Origin of the sequence: Pigmentiphaga sp. CHJ604 (assembly GCF_036972535.1) — a bacterium.
Taxonomy (GTDB): domain Bacteria; phylum Pseudomonadota; class Gammaproteobacteria; order Burkholderiales; family Burkholderiaceae_B; genus Pigmentiphaga; species Pigmentiphaga daeguensis.
This window is the reverse complement of record NZ_CP136998.1, coordinates 4747174-4765008: the sequence shown is the minus strand read 5'-3', so window position 1 is coordinate 4765008 and position 17835 is coordinate 4747174. Positions and strand designations below refer to the sequence as shown.

At 70.7% G+C, this 17835-nt stretch carries 19 protein-coding genes; 15 read left to right on the top strand and 4 right to left on the bottom strand.

All coding sequences use genetic code 11. From position 1 onward, the window contains the following. Together R4823_RS22875 and R4823_RS22870 are read left to right on the top strand one after the other, a co-directional pair. Positions 1–1275 carry an ABC transporter permease gene (locus tag R4823_RS22875; RefSeq protein WP_338616161.1) on the top strand — a complete coding sequence of 425 codons (1275 nt, stop codon included), beginning with the start codon at positions 1–3 and terminating at the stop codon, positions 1273–1275. Beyond that, entirely contained in the window at positions 1275–2432 is a 1158-nt protein-coding gene (locus tag R4823_RS22870) for an ABC transporter permease (RefSeq protein ID WP_338616160.1), read from the top strand. Before R4823_RS22875 ends, R4823_RS22870 begins: the two co-directional genes overlap by 1 nt. On the opposite strand, the gene R4823_RS22865 is transcribed toward R4823_RS22870, so the two are convergent. Continuing rightward, the gene (locus tag R4823_RS22865) at positions 2419–3846 is read right to left on the bottom strand and encodes an NAD-dependent succinate-semialdehyde dehydrogenase (RefSeq protein WP_338616159.1); all 1428 of its coding nucleotides are present in this window, start codon (positions 3844–3846) and stop codon (positions 2419–2421) included. The two genes, R4823_RS22870 and R4823_RS22865, sit on opposite strands and share 14 nt — an antisense overlap. Before the next feature lie 163 nt (positions 3847–4009). Between R4823_RS22865 and R4823_RS22860 the strand changes: the two genes are divergently transcribed. Then, on the top strand, positions 4010–4762 hold the full coding sequence (locus tag R4823_RS22860) for a GntR family transcriptional regulator (protein ID WP_087841611.1): 753 nt from the start codon (positions 4010–4012) through the stop codon (positions 4760–4762). Between the two features lie 52 nt (positions 4763–4814). Here the strand turns inward: R4823_RS22860 and R4823_RS22855 are convergent, their stop codons facing one another. Next, complete coding sequence (locus R4823_RS22855) at positions 4815–5657, bottom strand: SDR family oxidoreductase (RefSeq protein WP_279815451.1); 843 nt, start codon at positions 5655–5657, stop codon at positions 4815–4817. A gap of 176 nt (positions 5658–5833) precedes the next feature. Here R4823_RS22855 and R4823_RS22850 point away from each other — a divergent pair, with 176 nt between their 5' ends. The 9 genes from R4823_RS22850 to R4823_RS22810 all read left to right on the top strand — a co-directional run bounded on the left by R4823_RS22850 (position 5834) and on the right by R4823_RS22810 (position 12998). Next, positions 5834–6751 (top strand): hydroxymethylglutaryl-CoA lyase, encoded by a 918-nt coding sequence (locus tag R4823_RS22850; RefSeq protein WP_087841609.1) that lies wholly within the window; start codon positions 5834–5836, stop codon positions 6749–6751. Positions 6752–6813: 62 nt separating this feature from the next. After that, entirely contained in the window at positions 6814–7794 is a 981-nt protein-coding gene (locus R4823_RS22845) for an XdhC family protein (RefSeq protein ID WP_338616157.1), read from the top strand. A 34-nt stretch (positions 7795–7828) separates the two neighbouring features. Further along, a complete protein-coding gene (locus R4823_RS22840) occupies positions 7829–8605 on the top strand; it encodes a sulfurtransferase (RefSeq protein WP_338616156.1) in 777 nt (258 codons plus the stop codon). Between the two features lie 123 nt (positions 8606–8728). Next, on the top strand, positions 8729–9919 hold the full coding sequence (ribBA, locus tag R4823_RS22835; RefSeq protein WP_087841606.1) for a bifunctional 3,4-dihydroxy-2-butanone-4-phosphate synthase/GTP cyclohydrolase II: 1191 nt from the start codon (positions 8729–8731) through the stop codon (positions 9917–9919). Continuing rightward, positions 9916–10437, top strand: a complete 522-nt coding sequence (ribH, locus tag R4823_RS22830) for a 6,7-dimethyl-8-ribityllumazine synthase (protein WP_087841605.1) — start codon at positions 9916–9918, stop codon at positions 10435–10437. Before ribBA ends, ribH begins: the two co-directional genes overlap by 4 nt. Continuing rightward, positions 10430–10897: a transcription antitermination factor NusB gene (gene nusB, locus R4823_RS22825; RefSeq protein WP_087841604.1), complete on the top strand. Its 468-nt coding sequence runs from the start codon at positions 10430–10432 to the stop codon at positions 10895–10897. The genes ribH and nusB overlap by 8 nt, the downstream gene beginning before the upstream one ends. 30 nt (positions 10898–10927) lie before the next feature. Further along, positions 10928–11941 (top strand): thiamine-phosphate kinase, encoded by a 1014-nt coding sequence (thiL, locus tag R4823_RS22820; protein ID WP_338616155.1) that lies wholly within the window; start codon positions 10928–10930, stop codon positions 11939–11941. A 50-nt stretch (positions 11942–11991) separates the two neighbouring features. Next, positions 11992–12459, top strand: a complete 468-nt coding sequence (locus R4823_RS22815) for a phosphatidylglycerophosphatase A (protein ID WP_243724689.1) — start codon at positions 11992–11994, stop codon at positions 12457–12459. Between the two features lie 14 nt (positions 12460–12473). Next, the gene (locus R4823_RS22810) at positions 12474–12998 is read left to right on the top strand and encodes a nicotinamide-nucleotide amidohydrolase family protein (protein ID WP_087839820.1); all 525 of its coding nucleotides are present in this window, start codon (positions 12474–12476) and stop codon (positions 12996–12998) included. On the opposite strand, the gene R4823_RS22805 is transcribed toward R4823_RS22810, so the two are convergent. Beyond that, complete coding sequence (locus R4823_RS22805) at positions 12986–13738, bottom strand: MipA/OmpV family protein (RefSeq protein ID WP_243724686.1); 753 nt, start codon at positions 13736–13738, stop codon at positions 12986–12988. The genes R4823_RS22810 and R4823_RS22805 overlap by 13 nt on opposite strands. Positions 13739–13951: 213 nt before the next feature. On the opposite strand from R4823_RS22805, the gene R4823_RS22800 reads away from it, so the two are divergent. Both R4823_RS22800 and R4823_RS22795 read left to right on the top strand, forming a co-directional pair. Further along, entirely contained in the window at positions 13952–14614 is a 663-nt protein-coding gene (locus tag R4823_RS22800) for a response regulator transcription factor (protein ID WP_087839819.1), read from the top strand. Beyond that, positions 14611–15963, top strand: a complete 1353-nt coding sequence (locus R4823_RS22795; RefSeq protein ID WP_087839818.1) for an ATP-binding protein — start codon at positions 14611–14613, stop codon at positions 15961–15963. The genes R4823_RS22800 and R4823_RS22795 overlap by 4 nt, the downstream gene beginning before the upstream one ends. A gap of 15 nt (positions 15964–15978) precedes the next feature. Here the strand turns inward: R4823_RS22795 and gcvA are convergent, their stop codons facing one another. Next, positions 15979–16896, bottom strand: a complete 918-nt coding sequence (gene gcvA, locus R4823_RS22790; RefSeq protein WP_087839817.1) for a transcriptional regulator GcvA — start codon at positions 16894–16896, stop codon at positions 15979–15981. 142 nt (positions 16897–17038) lie between these two features. On the opposite strand from gcvA, the gene R4823_RS22785 reads away from it, so the two are divergent. After that, positions 17039–17761 (top strand): dimethylmenaquinone methyltransferase, encoded by a 723-nt coding sequence (locus tag R4823_RS22785; protein WP_087839816.1) that lies wholly within the window; start codon positions 17039–17041, stop codon positions 17759–17761. Positions 17762–17835: the final 74 nt, after the last annotated feature.

The following is a 17835-nucleotide window of genomic DNA, read 5'->3' as shown; positions in this document are numbered from 1 at the left end:
ATGAGCGCAGCGGCGGGACCTCCCCCGCATACGGCCGGCGGGGCCGCGCCCCGCGAAGCGCGGCCGGGCGCCTTCCGGCGCGCGGCGAGCCGGGAGGCCGCGTGGCTGCGCCGGCATCCGCGCGAACTGGCCATGATCAGCTGGGTACCGCTGCTGGCCGTGCTGCTGCTGTGGTGGATGTTCTCGGCCGGCATTCCCACGCGCCTGCCCATCGCCGTCGTGGACGGCGATCATTCGGCCCTGTCGCGCCAGTTCGCGCGCATGCTGGAGGCGGCGCCGGGCTTGCGCGTCGCGCGGCGCGACGCCAGCCTGGCCGAGGCGCGGGCCGGCATGGAGCGGGGCGACGTCTACGCGGTGGTGGCGGTCGAGCGCGACTTCTCCCGCGACATCAAGCGCGGGGCCAGCGGCCACGTCACGCTCTACCACAACGCGCAGTTCTACACGGTGTCGGGCCTGGTCCTGCGCGATGTGCAGACCGTGGCCATGACACTGTCGGCCGGCGTCGAGATGGCGACGCGCAACCGCCGCGGCGAACCGGCGCAGTCGGTGGCGGTCAGCGCCGAGCCGGTTCGGGCCAGTTCGCTGGCCTTGTTCAACCCCAGTCTCAACTACGAACAATTCCTGGCGGCCGCGCTGGTCCCGGCGCTGCTGCACATCCTGGGGATGACGGCCGGCGCCTGGACCGTGGGCCGGGAGATCCGCGACCGCACGGTGGGCGCCTGGCTGGCGGCGGCCACGGGCGCGCAGGCCCGTCCCGATGGCGGCGTGCGCGTCGCGGCGGGGCCGGCCCTGGCGGCATTGGCCGGCAAGCTCGCGTGGCCATGGGCGGGGCTGTCCGCCGTGGGCCTGGCGGCCCTGCTGTGGCTGACCTGGGGCCGGGGGTGGCATCCGCCCGGCAGCCTGCCGTGGGTAGCCGTGGCCCTGATGTCTTTCATTGCCTTGTCGATCGCGATGGGCGCCGCCGCCGCGCTGGCGACGCGATCCCTGCGCACGGCCTTGTCGCTGGCCGGCATCGTGACGGCGCCGGCCTTCGCCTTCAGCGGCATGGGCTTCCCGCTGGCCGCCATGCCGGCCGGCGCGCGCGCCTGGGCGTTGGCGCTGCCCTATACGCACTACATCCGCCTGCAGGTGGAGCAATTGCAGATGGCTGCGCCCCTGCGCCATTCGTTGCCGGCCTTCGTGCTGATGCCGCTGGGCGCGGCGCTGCTGGCGCTGGCGGGCGCGTGGCTGCTGTGCCGCGTGGCGGCCGAGCCCGCGCGCTGGGGAGGCCGCTGATGGACGCGCGCGGCTGGGCCGCGGCCTGGCGAGACACCCTGGCTGAGCTGCTGCGCGACAAGGGCGCGCTGCTGCTGATCGTGCTGGCCCCGGTCTTCTACGGATTCTTCTATCCCTGGCCCTATGCCACCGAGGTCCTGCAACGCGTGCCGGTGGCCATCGTGGACCTGGACCACTCCAGCCTGTCGCGCCAGATCGTGCGCTACGCCGATGCCAGCCCGGACCTGCGCGTGGCGATGGTGACCGGCGACGAAGAGACGGCACGGCAGGCGATGTGGCGGGGCGAGATCGAAGGCTATGCGCTGCTGACGCGAGACCTCAGGCGCAATGTGCTGCGCGGCCGGCCGGCGCCGGTCGTGGTCAGCACCAACGGCAGCTACGCGCTCTACAACAAGGCGATGATGACCGGCTTCACGGCCGTCGTCGGCACGGTGTCGGCCGGCATCGAGATCGCGCAGCGTACCGCGCACGGGCAGGGGCGGAACCAGGCCATGGCAGGCCGCAGCCCGGTCGGCGTCAGCGCCGTGGCCCTCTACAACCCCACCGGCGGCTATGGCAGCTACGTCGTGCCGGCGGTGGCGTTGATCATCATGCAGCAGACGCTGCTGATGGGCGTCGCGATGCTGGCCGGCACCTGGGCCGAGGCCGGCCGCCTGCGGGCGCCGGCCAGGGTCTGGCTGGGGCGCGTGCTGGCCTTCTCCACCGCCGGCCTGTTCGCGGGGCTGGTCTATTTCGGCTGGATCTTCTGGTTGCAGGACTACCCGCGTGGCGGCAACCCGCTGGGGGCGCTGGTCCTGCTGCTTTGCTATGCCCCGGCGATCAGCGTGGCGGGGGCGCTGCTGGGCACCTGGCTCAAGGACCGCGAGCAGGCCTTGCAGGTATGGCTGTTCACGTCGTTGCCCATCGCCTTCCTGTCCGGATTCGCGTGGCCGGTGGAAAGCCTGCCGCCCGTGTTGCAGGCGGCACGCTGGATCTTTCCCAGCACCGCCGGCATCGATGCCTCGCTCAGGCTGAACCAGATGGGGGTGCCGCTGGCCGACGTGGCGGGATCGCTGTCGTGGCTGGCGGCCTGGGCGCTGGCGGGCTTTGCCGCGCTGGCCTGGTGGATGCGTCCCCGGGAGCCGGGGACGCTCCGCGGGGACGTCAGATCTGCGTGATGAACTTGGTCACCAGGTAGCCGTCGAAGGTCTCGACGCCGCCTTCGCTGCCCAGGCCCGAGTCCTTCACGCCGCCGAAGGGCGTCTCGGCCAGGGCGACGCCGAAGTGGTTGATGTTGACCATCCCGGCTTCCAGGCCGTTGGACACGGCGGTCGCGGTCTTGAGCGAGTTCGTGAACACATACGAGGCCAGGCCGAAGGGCAGGCTGTTGGCGCGCTTGAGCACTTCCTCGATGGTCTTGAAGCGCGTGACCGGGGCGATGGGGCCGAAGGGTTCCTCGGTCATCAGCTTGGAGTCGTCGGGGATGTCGGTCACGACCGCGGGCGAGAAGAAATAGCCTTTTTCGCCCATGCGCGAGCCGCCCGTCACGACACGGCCGCCGCGCTGGCTGGCGTCGTCCAGGAAGGTTTCCATGGCCATCAGCCGGCGCTCGTGGGCCAGGGGGCCCATTTCCACGCCCTTGCCCAGGCCGTCGCCGACCTTGATGGAGGCGATGGTGTCGGCGAAGCGCGCCACGAACTTGTCGTAGGCCTTTTCCTGGACGTAGAAGCGGGTCGGCGATATGCAGACCTGGCCGGCGTTGCGGATCTTCATGCGCGCCAGCATCTCGGCCGCCGGCTCGACGTCGGCGTCGTCGAAGACCAGCACCGGGGAATGGCCGCCCAGTTCCATCGTGGTGCGCTTCATGTGGGCGCCGGCCAGCGCCGACAGCTGCTTGCCCACCGGCACCGATCCGGTGAACGAGATCTTGCGCACGATGGGCGACTCGATCAGGTAGGTGGAGATTTCGCTGGGCACGCCCCAGACGATGTTCAGCACGCCGGGGGGCAGCCCGGCGTCGTGGAACAGCTGGGCCATGGCCACGACCGCGCTGGGCGTGTCTTCCGGACCCTTCAGGATGATGGTGCAGCCGGCGGCGACGGCCGCGGAGACCTTGCGGATGGCCTGGTTGAACGGGAAGTTCCAGGGCGTGAACGCGGCGCAGACGCCCACCGGCTCGCGTACGACGAACTGGCGCACCGCCGGGTTGCGGGGAGGAATCACCCGGCCGTAGATGCGGCGGCATTCCTCGGCATGCCACTCGGCATGCTCGGAGCAGGTCATGATCTCGGCCACGGCCTCGGCCAGCGGCTTGCCCTGGTCCAGCGTCAGGTTGCGCCCGATGTCCTGGGCACGCTCGCGCGCCAGTTCGGCCACCTTGCGCAGGATGCGCGAACGCTCGAGGGGCGAGGTCTTCTTCCAGCTTTCGAAGGCCCGCTGGGCCGCCGCCAGGGCCCGGTCCAGATCCGCGCGCGAGGCGTGCGGCAGCTTGCCGAGCACTTCCTGGGTGGCAGGATTGATGACATCCTGCTCGCGGCGATCGCCGCCTTGGATGAATTCGCCGTCGATGTAAAGGGCGAGGTCCTGATACATGCCAGTCTCCTGAGGTCGGAGTCCGGGACGTTCCGGACTCCGGAAGCGAAAAGCAACCCCATAGACTAGCACGGCCTGGCGATTTTCCGCATGAACCGCCCGCCCCGCATGCTATCTTCCCGGGTACTTTTCCTTACCCCGAACCTTGCGTATTTCCCGCGGCATGCCGGCAGGACGACACCCGAAAACACAGCCCGGCGACAGCCCCCGCTACCGGCAGATCCTGGATGCCTTGCTGGCTCGCATCGAGCACGGCATCTATCCGGTGGGCGGCCACGTCCCCACCGAAGGCGAACTGTGCCGCGAGTTCGAGGCCAGCCGCTACACGATACGCGCCGCGCTGGCCCGCCTGGTCGAGCACGGCATGGTCGAACGCCGCCCCGGAGCCGGGACGGTGGTGCTTGCGTCACGGTCGCGACGGGCCTACCAGCAGTCGATCGCCTCGCTGTCCGACCTGTTCCAGTATGCGCTGGACACGCACGTGGAGATCCGCGCCTCGACCCTGGTGACGCTGGACGCGGCCACCGCCGCCATGCTGGGCGCGCGCGAGGGCGACCGCTGGCTGCAGGTGGACAGCGTGCGCTGGACCGAGCGGGGTGGCACGCCTATCTGCTGCACCAGTTCCTTCCTGCCCGAGCGGCTGGCTTGGATAGGGCCCGAGCTGCCCGGCTGCGTGGGACCCTTCTATGCCCACATCGAGGCGCGCGCGGGCGAGCCCATCGTGCGGGCCACGCAGGAGATCCGCGCCGAGCCCATGCCGGCCCACCTGCGGCCGCTGCTGGACGAGCGGGCCGACGCGATCGCGCTGTGCCTGATCCGCCACTATTTCTCGGCGGTGGGCAGCGTCATCTGTTCGTTCAACTGGCACCCTGCGGCCAGCTTCAGTTACCGGATGGAGATCGAGCGCCGGGGTTAGCGGGAACCGGCCTTAGGGGTTCATGTGCTCGGTCCGGCCTTGCCCGGGGCGCCTACATGATGGCCGGCTTGTCCACGTGCGGCGCGCGGGCGCCTTCGGCGGCCAGTTCGGCCGGCAGCGATTCATTCCACAGCCGCGCGATGTAGCGTTCGCCGGTGCGGCCATTGGAGGCGTCCGAGCACAGCCACAGGATGCCGCGCCGCATGATGGAGGCGGGCAGCAGGTTGCCGTCGGCGCCTTTCCTGTTGGGACCGCCGGGAAGGAAATCGGTGTCGGCCGCGCCGCCGGGCAGATAGACGTTCACGTCCACGCCCGTGCCCGTCAGGTCCTGCGCCCAGATGCGCGAGGCGGCCTCCAGCGCGGCCTTGCTCGGCCCGTAGGGCGAATAGCCCCGGCGCACCATGGTCTGGTCGCTGGTCGAGATGTTGATGATCTTGCCGAAACCCTGGGCCACCATCAGCGGTGCGGCGGCGCGCGCCATGTTGAAGGCGCCGTTGATGTTGGTGTCGATGATCGCCCGCCAGGCCTGCGGGTCGGTCTGCCAGAAGCGCGCGGGCTCGGTGGTGAAGGTGTCGCTGATGACGCCCATGCCTATGCCGGCATTGTTCACCAGCACGTGCAGCGCGCCGAAATGGTCGCGGATCTCGGCCACCGCGCGCGAGCAGTGCTCGAAGCGCGTGACGTCGGCGACGATGGCGAACATGCGCCCGATGCCGGCCGTGGCCTGGGCCTGCGCCATGGTCTCGTGCATGGCGTCCGAGGCATGGGCGCCGGTGATCGCCACCCGGGCGCCCGCCGCCACCAGCGCCAGCGCCATTTCGCGCCCCAGTCCGCGCGTGCCGCCGGTGACCAGCACGACGCGGTCGCGCAGGGATGCCGTGTAATCTGCCGTCATGACGTTCGCTCCTGGAAGAGGCGCCCACGCGGCCGCACCGTCCGGTGCCCGTATCGCGCCGTGCATGTCCCAGTGTAGCGGCTTGGCGGGGGCGCAGGGGCATTCTGCGGCGCCGCGATGTCGATTTGTCCGGACAAAGTTATACTGCCCCTGACCACAGATACGGGGGACCCGGCATGGACGGCCACGTGGAGATCATCGACGTCGCACCGCGCGACGGCATCCAGAACGAGCGCGTGCTGTTGCCCGCGGCTGACAAGATCGAGCTGATCCGCCGCATCGCCGATGCCGGCGGCAGGCGGATCGAGGCGACGAGTTTCGTCAATCCGAAGCGGGTGCCGCAGATGGCCGATGCCGAGGCCGTCATGGCGGGCGTCGAGCGCCGTCCGGGCCTGTCGCTGATCGGCCTGGTGCTCAACGAGCCGGGCCTGGCGCGGGCGCGGGCGGCCGGCTGCGACGAGGCCAACGTGGTGGTGGTCGCCAGCGAGACCTTCTCGCGCAAGAACCAGGGCGCGGGCGTGGCCGAGGTGGTCGCGGCCGCCTCGGCCATCCTGGCGGGCGCGCGGGCGGCCGGCATGCGTACCTCCGTCACCGTCGGCGCCGCCTTCGGCTGCCCCTTCGAGGGCGAGGTGCCCGCGCAACGGGTGCTGGCCCTGGTGGAGTCGCTGCTGCCGGCCCGGCCGGACGAGATCGCGCTGGCCGACACCATAGGCTGCGGGGTGCCGAGCCAGGTACGCGAGCTGTTGGCGGGCACGCGCGCGCTGGCGCCGCACGCGCGCCTGCGCTGCCATTTCCACAATACGCGCAATACCGGCATCGCCAACGTGCTGGCGGCGCTGGAAGCGGGCGTGGATGCCCTGGACGCCAGCACGGGCGGTTTCGGCGGCTGCCCCTTCGCCCCGGCGGCCACCGGCAACATCGCCACCGAGGACGTCGTCTACATGCTCGAGCGCATGGGCGTGGCCACCGGCATCGACCTGGACGCCGTGCTGAGGACGGCGCAGTGGCTGGGTGAGCGGCTGCAGCGGCCCGCCATCGGCGGCGTCAGCCGCGCCGGCCGCTTTCCGGCCCCGGCGCCGCAGGCCTGCGCATAGCGGTCCCGGCCGCGTCGTGGACTATCATGGCGTCCTGAGAATGACGTGGAGTGGGTACGACGATGGACAACGTCGATCTGGACGTCCTGCGGCGCCTGGCCCAGTGGCGGCGGGAAGGGCACGAGGTCGTGCTGGGCACGGTGACGCGCACCTGGGGCTCGGCGCCCCGGCCCATCGGCGCGATGGTGGCCGTGCGCGGCGACGGTTCGATCGCCGGTTCGGTGTCGGGCGGTTGCATCGAGGACGACCTGTCGGACAAGGCGCGCACCGGCGCCTGGCCCACCGGCGTGCCCAGCGTGGTGCGCTACGGTGTCTCGGCCGAGGAGGCCACGCGTTTCGGCCTGCCCTGTGGCGGCACGCTGGAACTGGTCCTGGAGCCGGTCGCCGACCATAGTGGCGTGGAAGAGCTGCTGGCGGAGCTGACCCAGGGGCATCGGGTGCTGCGCCGGCTGGACCTGGCCACCGGCCGCGCCGTGCTGGAGGCCGCCCGCGACCGTGCCGACACGCTGTCGCTGACCGACTCGGAGCTGGTTGCCACCCACGGGCCGAGCTGGCGCCTGCTGATCATAGGCGCGGGGCAGATGTCGCAGTACCTGGCGCAGATGGCGCTGGCGCTGGACTACGAGGTCATCGTCTGCGATCCGCGCGAGGAATATACGCAGGGCTGGGAGGTGCCGGGCGCGAGGCTGGTGACCACCATGCCCGACGATACCGTGACCGAGATGCGCCCCGATCGCCATACGGCCATCGTCGCGTTGACCCACGATCCCAAGCTGGACGACCTGGCGCTGCTGGAGGCGCTCAAGTCCCAGGCCTTCTACGTTGGCGCCATCGGTTCGCGGGCCAACCAGGCCAAGCGCCGCGAGCGGCTGGTCGAGTTCGACCTGACCCCGGACGAGGTGGCCCGGCTGCACGGCCCGGTGGGCCTGCGCATCGGGGCGCGCACGCCGCCCGAGATCGCCGTGGCCATCCTGGCCCACATGACGGCCGAGCGCTACGGCTTCCACAAGCTCGAATTCGAGGCGCTGGGCGCCGGCGCGTAAACTATCGCGCCTCGTCGTTTTCCGGATCCCCGCCGTGCCCGCCGTCGTCAACATCGCCGCCTACCGTTTCCTGACCCTGGACGACCTGCCCGCGCTGCAGGCCGCGGCGCGCGACCGGGCCCTGGCGTGCGGACTGAAGGGCACGGTGCTGCTGGCGCACGAGGGCATCAACCTGTTCCTGGCCGGCACCCGCCAGGGCATCGACGCCTGGCTGGAGTGGCTGCGGCATGGCCCGGACTTCGGCGGCCGGCTGGCGGGCATCGAGGTCAAGGAAAGCCTGTCCGCCCGGGTGCCGTTCCGCAAGCTGCTGGTGAAGATCAAGCGCGAGATCATCCGCATGGACCATCCGGCCATCCGTCCCGAAGCCGGCCGGGCGCCGGCTGTCGATGCCCGCACGGTGGCACGGTGGCTGCGCCAGGGCCGGGACGACGAAGGGCGGGAGGTCGTCATGCTGGACACCCGCAATGCCTTCGAGGTCGATCACGGCACCTTCCGGGGCGCGATCGACTGGCGCATTTCCCGCTTCACGCAATTCCCGGCGGCCGTGCAGGCGCACCGGAACGACCTGGCGGGCAAGACCGTGGTGAGTTTCTGCACCGGCGGCATCCGCTGCGAGAAGGCGGCCATCTACATGGCGCGAGCCGGCGTCGAGCACGTCTACCAGCTCGAGGGCGGCATCCTGAAGTATTTCGAGGAAACCGGCGGGGAGGGCTACGACGGCGAGTGCTTCGTGTTCGACGGGCGCGAGTCGCTGGATCCGGCGCTGAGGCCCCGGCTGGACGGGGTGGACGACCCGATCCCGGCGCCGTAGGCTGCGCTGCGCGCCGCCCCCTTGCTGTCCCGGCATCCGGGTAAAATACCCGGTTTCCCCGTATCGGCCGACCGCCCGCGCCGCCGCCGGTACAACCCCGCAACCCCGCGCCGGACGATCTTCATGTCTGCATTCATTTCTCCCGTTCCCACCCCCGGCGGCTCCTCGGCGATCTCGTCGGTGCCGGAAATCGTGGCCGAGCTGCGCGCCGGCCGCATGGTCATCCTGGTCGACGAGGAGGACCGCGAGAACGAAGGCGACCTCGTCATGGCAGCCGAGTTCGTCACGCCCGAGGCCATCAATTTCATGGCCCGCTACGGACGGGGCCTGATCTGCCTGACGCTGACCGAAGAGCGCTGCCGCCAGTTGAACCTGCCGCTCATGGTGTCGGCCAACGGCACCAAGCACGGTACCAATTTCACCGTTTCCATCGAAGCCGCCCAGGGCGTGACCACCGGCATCTCGGCGGCCGACCGGGCCCGCACGGTGCAGGCCGCCGTGGCGCGCGACGCCAAGCCGTCCGACCTGGTGCAGCCCGGCCACATCTTTCCGCTGAAGGCGGCCCGCGGCGGCGTGCTGGCGCGGGCCGGCCACACCGAAGCCGGTTGCGACCTGACCGCCATGGCGGGGCTCACGCCCGCCTCGGTCATCTGCGAAGTGCTCAAGGACGACGGCTCCATGGCCAGGCTGCCCGACCTGATCGAGTTCTCGCGCCAGCACGGCGTCAAGATCGGCACCATCGCCGACCTGATCCAGTACCGCAGCGAACACGAGTCGCTGGTGCAGCGCGTGGCCGAGCGGCCGATCCGCACGGCGCACGGCGTCTTTCGCGCGGTGATGTACCGCGATACGCCCAGCGGCGCGCCCCACCTCGCGCTGGTCCATGGCGAGATCCATCCCGAGCGCGAGACCCTGGTGCGCGTGCACGAGCCCACGTCGCTGCTCGACGTGCTGGAAGTGGCCCGCAGCACGCACAGCTGGAGCGTGCCCAGCGCCCTGGAAGCCATTTCCCAGGCCGAATCCGGTGTGGTCATCCTGCTCAACTGCGACGGCACGGCCAGCGACCTGGCGGCCGAGTTCCAGCAATTGATCGACCAGGACCGCACTGGCGCGGCCTGCGGCGACGCGCCGGTGCGCATGGACTTGCGCACCTATGGCGTGGGCGCGCAGATCCTGAAAGACCTGAACGTCGGCAGCATGAAGCTGCTGGCACGGCCGGTCCGCATGCCCAGCATGACCGGCTTCTCCCTTACCGTGACCGGCTACGAGGCCGGCCATGACCAACCCCCCACCAAGGACGGCGCCCCATCATGAACCCCTATACCATGACTCCCGATCTGAATGGCGAAGGGCTGCATATCTGCATCGTGCGCTCCCGCTTCAATGAAAACATCGGCGAACTGCAGCTGCAGGCCTGCCTGGAAGAACTCGGCAAGCTGGGCGTGGACGAGCGCGACATCATGGTCGTGTCGGTGCCCGGCGCCCTGGAACTGGGCGTGACGCTGGCCCAGCTCGCCCACACCGGTGAGTTCGACGGACTGATCGCCCTGGGCGCGGTGATCCGCGGCGAGACCTACCACTTCGAAGTGGTCAGCAATGAGAGCGCGGCGGCCATCAGCCGCGTCGCGCTCGAGACCGGCATCCCCGTCGCCAACGGCGTGCTCACCACGGAAACCGAGGAGCAGGCGGTGGAGCGCGCCGCGACCAAGGGCCGCGACTGCGCGCAGACCGCCGTCGAGATGGCGAACCTGCTGGCCACCCTCGAGCCCGAGGAGGACGACGAGGACGAGGACGACGAAGATTTCGACGACGAGGAAGAACAGGATGACTGAGGCCAGCCGCCAGAACGCGCGCAGCGCGCGCCGCCGCGCGCGCGAGTTCGCCCTGCAAGGGGTGTACGAGTGGCTGCTCAAGGGGGGCGACGCCGGCGAGATGGGCGAGATCGACGCCCACATGCAGGACGGCGAGGGTTTCGCCGAAGCCGACCTGGGCCATTACAAGGCGCTGCTGTACGGCGCCGCCCGCGACGCGGCCGCGTTGCGCGAACGCTTCGCGCCCTTCCTCGACCGCCAGGTCGAGGAGCTGTCGCCGGTCGAGCACGGCATCCTGCTGATCGGCACCTACGAGCTGCAGAACCACGTCGAGATTCCGTACAAGGTCGTCATCAACGAGGCCGTCGAACTCGCCAAGTCCTTCGGTGGCACCGACGGCTTCAAGTTCGTCAACGGCGTGCTGGACAAGCTCGCGGCCGAAGTCCGCGCCGCCGAGGTCCAGGCCGGCCGTCGGGGTTGACGGTGCCTGGCCCGGGCCGGGGGAGCTGGCATGAGCGGTGAGTTCGAACTCATCCGCCGGCATTTCACCCGGACGGCGCCGGCGGGCATGCTGGGGGTGGGCGACGACTGCGCGCTGCTCGCGCCCTCGGCCGACGCCACGGCGGTCAGCACCGACCTGCTGGTGGAAGGGCGCCACTTCTTTCCCGACGTCGATCCACGCGCGCTGGGCCACAAGTCGCTGGCCGTGAACCTGTCCGATCTTGCCGCCATGGGCGCGAAACCGACGGCCTTCGTGCTGGGGCTGGCGCTGCCGCGCGTGGACGATGCCTGGCTCTCGGCCTTCGCCGCCGGCCTGTTCGCGCTGGCCGACGCCTACGGCTGTCCCCTGGTCGGGGGCGACACCACGCGCAGCGACGCGGGCACGACCCTGTCCATCACGATCTTCGGCAGCGTGCCCGCCCAGGCGGCGCTGCGCCGCTCGGGCGCCCGCCCTGGCGACGACATCTGGGTGTCGGGTACGCTGGGCGACGCCGATCTCGCGCTGCGCCTGCTGCTGGGCGAGCGGGACGTACCGGTGGCGGACCGGGCGGCGGTGCTGGCGGCGACCCGCGGCGCGCTCGAATGGCCCGAGCCGCGGGTGGCGCTGGGGCTGGCGCTGCGCGGCCTGGCCAGCGCGGCGATCGACATCTCGGACGGCCTGCTGCAGGATCTCGGCCATGTCCTGGCCGCCAGCGGATGCGGCGCACGGTTGTGCGCCGATGACGTGCCGGTGTCGCCGGCCGTGGCGGCCCTGCCGGCGCCCTGGCGGCGGCGCTGCGCGCTGGGCGGCGGCGATGCCTACGAATTGTGCTTCACCGCGCCTGCGGAGGCCCGCGCCGGGGTGGCCGAGGCGGCCGCGCGCGCGGGCGTGGCGGCCACGCGCATCGGCGCGGTGGACGCCGGCCCCGGCCTGCGGGTGGTGGACGCCGGCGGCATGCCGGTGCCGGACCTGCCCCGAGCGGGCTTCGATCACTTCCCGATGCCGGTCGATCCGGCGGCGGGCTCCTTGCCTGAGACATCATGACCGACATTTCCTCCGCCGGCCCGGTGCCGGCGAGTCCCAGCTTCGGCTGGATGCGCGCGCGCCTGTCGCGCACCATTGCCTTCGGCCTGGGCAGCGGACTGATCCGCCCGGCGCCGGGAACCTGGGGGACGCTGCTGGCCTGGGCGCTGTGGCAGCCCTTGACCATGGTGCTGGGGGCGCCGTTGCACCAGGCGATCTTCCTGGCGGCGGCATTCGTCGTGGGCATCTGGGCCTGCGACCGCACGGGACGCGACCTGGGCGTGCCCGATCATGGCGGCATGGTATGGGACGAGATGGTGGCCTTCTGGACCGTGCTGTGGCTGATCCCGGATTCCGTGGTGTCGCAGGCCTTCGGCTTCCTGCTGTTCCGCCTGTTCGACATCCTCAAGCCGCCCCCCATCGGCCATTTCGACCGCCGGCTCAAGAACGGCCTGGGCGTGATGTGGGACGACATGATCGCCGCGTTCTACGCGCTCTTGGTCTGCGCGCTGTACTGGCGTATCGTCGCTCAGGCCTGACCGGGGAGATCGACATGTTCGACCAGGAATCGCTAGATCTGTCCGCCGCCTTGGGGGGCGCCCTGCAGCCGGCCGGCTGGATGCTGGCGGCCGCCGAATCCTGCACCGGCGGGCTGGTGGCGGGGCTGGTCACGGCCGTGGCCGGTTCCAGTGCCTGGTTCGACCGGGGGTTCGTCACCTATACCAACGCGGCCAAGGTGGCCGAGCTGGGGGTGCGGGAAGACACGCTGGCCGCGCATGGCGCGGTCAGCGAACAGACCGCGGGCGAGATGGCGGCCGGGGCGCTGAAGGCGGCGCGGACGCAAATGGCGGTGTCGACGACCGGCATCGCCGGCCCCGGCGGCGCGACGCCGGGCAAGCCCGTGGGCATGGTGTGCTTCGGCTGGGCATGGACCACGCCCGAAGGCATGCGGGTACGCACGGCCACGCATCTGCTGGCGGGAGACCGCACCGCCGTGCGCATGCAGGCGGTGAAGATCGCGCTGCGCGGCGTGCTGGAAGCGCGGGCGCTCGCGGCGGGGCCGCTTCAGAACGAGTAGGCCAGGCCCACGCTGCCGAAGGCGGCGGTTTTGCGCTCGACGATGGGGCTGTCGGCCGCGTCGCCCATCAAGGTCTGCACGCCCAGCAGCGTGACGACGCGCCAGCGCTGGTCCAGCCGGTAGGTCCAGAGCGCGAAGGCCGAGCCCGAGCGCAGGCCCGAGGACGGCCGGTAGGCCGCAAGTCCCGCGCCGCTGTGCGAGGATTGCTCGGGCGTCACGCCGAACCAGGTCTGCATGTGATCGCGGTTACCCCATTCCAGGCCGGCGCCGACCTGCACATCGTGCTTGCCGCCCTGCCAGATGGCGTAGGAACCGCGCGCGGCCAGGGTGCCGCCATAGCCGCTCTTGGCCGCCTGGGTGTAGGACAGCGACGCCCGCCATCTGCCGGGCGCCCAGTCGGCGAACACGCCGTACTGGGCATGGGCATCGATGTCGCCCAGGCCGGACAGCCTGTCGGACCGGCTTTCCTTGCGGCCCAGGCCGAAGCCGGCGCGTACTCCCACGCTCAGGCCGGGGGCGACCTCGGTCTTCAGGCCCAGCCCGGGCAGCCCCTGGCTGTTCGAGATGAAGAAGGGGCCGCGCTGGAAATTGAGGATGGGCGCCGGCAGTACGCGATAGCTGTCGGCGCCGGGATAGGCCGGGATGACGGCAATGCCGCCGCCCACGAGGTCCTGCCCGACGGCGGGCTGCATGGCGCCCAGCAGGAAGCAGAGGCAGAGGCTGCGCGGATCCTGGATCATATGGCTGGCTCCTGGAACCCGCCGCCGCGGGCGGTTCCGAATGTGGACATGAAGGCGGCGGCCAGCCCGGCCCGGGCATGAGCGCGAACCAGCCGCCACCGCGAATTCTGGGCGGGGCGGTTTAAGAACTTTTTAAAATCGGGCGACGATACTGGCCTGCGCCGGCCGACACGGCTGCGCGCGCCACTTATCCGAACCAACGGGAAACCGATCTTGCGCATCCTGCTCGTAGAAGACGACGCCATGCTTGCCGATGCGCTCGTCACCGCGCTGGGCCAGCACGACACCGCGGTCGAATGGGCTCGCGATGCCGCCGCGGCGCGGCTGACGCTGATCGACCACGACTACGCGGCGGTCCTGCTCGACCTTGGACTGCCCGGCGGCTCCGGGCTGGGCGTGCTGGCCGCCATGCGTGCGCGCTACGACACGACACCGGTCATCATCATGACCGCGCGCGACCGCCTGAGCGACCGCATAGGCGGCCTGGACGCGGGGGCCGACGATTACCTGGTCAAGCCCTTCCAGGTCGACGAACTGCGGGCCAGGCTGCGCGCCGTGCTGCGCCGCAGCCTGGGACGCGTGGCCCCGGTGCTGCGCAGCGGCGACGTCGAGCTCGATCCGGCCTCGCGCTCGGTCGCCTGCCGGGGACAGCCGGTCGCGCTCAGCGCGCACGAATACCGGACGCTGCTGGCGCTGATGGAAAAGGCGGGCAAGGCCTTGTCCCGCACGGCGCTGGAGGAGGCGGTCTACGGCAGCGACGGCGTGATCGAAAGCAATACCGTGGCGGTCTACGTCCATCAATTGCGCCGCAAGCTGGGCGAGGACCTGATCGAGACCGTGCACGGCTACGGCTACCGGTTGCGGGAGGCGCGATGAGATCGCTGCGCGCGCGCCTGTTGACGGGCATCGTCGCGACCATGCTGCTGACCTGGGCGGGGTCGTTCCTGTGGTACCGGGCCGAGGTCACGCGCGAATCGAGCGGGGAATGGGACGCCGCGCTGCGCGAGGTGGCGAACCTGACCCTGTTGTCGCTGCCGGTCGGGCTCGAGAACAACGTCGCCGAGCGCGGTTTTTCGCTGCCGGGCGAGCAGCGGCTGGACACTTCCCAGCTCAAGATGACCTTCCAGGTCTGGAACCTGGCGACCGGCGGCAGCGTGCTGCATTCCCCGGCCGCGCCCGGCCGGCCCATCGTGCCGGACATGCGTGACGGCTACGCCACCACCCTGGTGGGGGGCGAACCCTGGCGCGTGTATGCCGTCTCGGACGCCAGCAAGCGGATACAGGTGCAGGTGGGCAAGCCGCAGTCGCTGCTGCGCAAGGAGCTGCACGAGCGCCTGACCCGCGGGTTGATGTTCGTCGGCATACTGGCCTGCATGCTGGCCAGCGTCGTCGGCTGCCTGGTCCAGTGGTCGGTCCTTCCCGTCACGCGGTTGTCGCGCCGCATCCTGCAGCGGCGCCCCACCGACCTGCAGCCGTTGCCGGCCAGGGAACTGCCGGTGGAACTGCGTCCGCTGGTGGAGTCGTTCAACGGCCTGCTCGGACGGCTGGACGAGACCATGCAGAACGAACGGCGTTTCCTGGTCGACGCCGCGCACGAGCTGCGCACGCCGCTCGCGGTCCTGACGGTGCAGACCGAGAACGCCCTGCGGTGCCAGGATCCCGTGCAGCTGCGTGCCGAACTGGGCAAGCTGCTGGCGACCACGCAGCGCAGCGCGCGGCTGTCCGAGCAGTTGCTGGACATGGCCCGGCTGGATGCCAACGGTTTCGGCGAAGACGACGTGGAACTGCACACCGTGGTGTCCGTGATCGCGCGGGACTTCGAGACGGGCGCCGCCGAGCGGGGCCAGCGCATCAGCCTGGACACCGAGGACTGCCTGGTGCGCGGCCGGGTCGATCCGCTGGGCATCCTGGTGCGCAACCTGGTCGACAATGCGGTGCGTTACGGCGGCCGCGACGCGCACATCGCCGTGGCCTGCCGGCGCGAAGCCGGCGGCGTGCTGCTGACCGTGGCCGACGATGGCCCCGGCGTGCCCGAGTCCGAGTACCGGCGCATCTTCGACCGCTTCTACCGCGTGGCGGGCACCACCGAACGCGGCAGCGGCATCGGCCTGTCGCTGGTCGCGCAGATCGCCGAGTCGCACGCGGCATCCATCCAGGTCGGGACCGGCCTGCGCGGGCGCGGCCTGGGCGTCCGGATACGGTTCCCGTCCGTGCGGACCGCCTGAGCCGGCACGCTTGCCTCAAGCCCGGGGCGGTGCGCGCCGGGCTTCGTCCGCGCGGGCCTCGGCCAGGATCCAGTCGCGGAACGTGCACAGATGCGTGTCGTACTGCAGCCGCTCGGGATAGATCAGGTAGAAGGCGTTATCGATGGGGACGCGCAGGCCGAAGGGCGCGACCAGCCTGCCCGCCGCCAGGTCCTCGGCCACGAGCGCATGCTGCCCCATGGCCACGCCCAGTCCCTCCAGCGCCGCCTGGTAGGCCAGGCTGACGCTTTCGAAAGTCATCCCGCGATCCGGGTCGATGTCCCCCGCGCCGGCGGCCTCCAGCCAGGTCGGCCAGTACTCGGGCCGGGCCACCGATTGCAGCAGCGTGTGCCGGGCGAGGTCGCGCGGATGGGCGAGCGGGGCGCGCCCATCCAGCAGCCGGGGGCTGCACACCGGCAGCAGTTCGATGCCGACCAGGAAGCGCGAGATCACGCCGGGCCAGTCGCCGCGGCCCATGCGGATGGCGACGTCGGCGTCGTGCTCGGTGAAGTCCACCGGCTTGAGCGAAGTGGTGAAGATGGCGTCGCGGCCAGGATTGGCGGCGTGGAATGCGGGCAGCCGCGGCACCAGCCAGCGCATCGCGAAGGTCATCGGACACCAGATGTGCAGCGGCTTGTCGCGCACGCCCTGCATGGCGCGCTGGGTAGCCTCGCCGATATTGTCGAACACATCGTTCAGGTCGTCCAGGTAGCGCCGGCCCACCGCCGTCAGCCGCACTTCGCGGTTGACCCGCTCGAACAGCCGGGCTCCCAGGAATTCCTCCAGGACCATGACCTGCCGGCTGACGGCGCCGGGCGTCACGTGCAGTTCGCGCGCGGCACGCGTGAAGCTCAGGTGGCGCGCCGCCACCTCGAAGGTGCGCAGCGGATTGAGCGGGGGCAGGCGAGTGGCCATCTCTATGAGTAAAAGTCAATCATATTGACTATAAATCGATTGATGCATATTGGGAAAGCGATGAGAATTTTTCACACATGAAGACCGCCGCCGCGGATAGGCCGCAGGCGGCGGCGCGCCTCATTCCTCACGGAGACCACGCATGACCAAGACGCTGCTGGGCAAGATCGCCCCGGAACGGGTAAGGAGCCTCGACATCGAGCGCCCGCCCAAGGACCTGATCGAGGGCTTCAAGGCGCTGGGCGACGCCACCGGCATCGTGTCGGACGTCATGGACCACCTGGGCATCGCCGGAACGCTGCCCGGCTCGCTGCTTCGGCCCACCATTCCCGGCGCCACCATCGTCGGCCCGGCCATGACCCTGCGCAACACGGTCATGACCGGCCATCCGGTCGACAACGCGCGCGCCCACCGCAACGGCATGGCCGAGATCGAGGCCCACAACATCGCGGAGCAAGGCGACGTACTGGTGATCGAGGGCGTGCCCGGGCTGTCGAACATGGGCGGCATCTCGGCCCAGGTGGCCAAGCGCCAGGGCGAGATCGGCGCCATCGTGTCGGGCGGGGTGCGCGACGTGGCGCATTCGCGCCGCGTCGGTTTCCCGGTGTGGGCCACCGAAGTCTCGCCCATCACGGGCAAGTGGCGCATCGAGACGATCGAGATCAACGGCCCGGTCCAGATCGAGGGCATACGCGTCAATCCCGGCGACCTCGTGGTGGCCGACGACACCGGCGTCTGCTTCATTCCCCGCGATCGCGCCCGCGAAGTGCTGGAGCTTTCGCGCAAGCGCGCCGCCGCCGAGGACGCGCGCTGCGATGCGATCGATCGCGGCGTTGCCATCCGCGACCTGCCGTCGGCCAGTTGAGCCGCGCGCCGGCGGTATCGCGCCGGCGACCCCGCCGCCCCGGCCACGGCCGGGGGGCCACCAGGAGACACCAA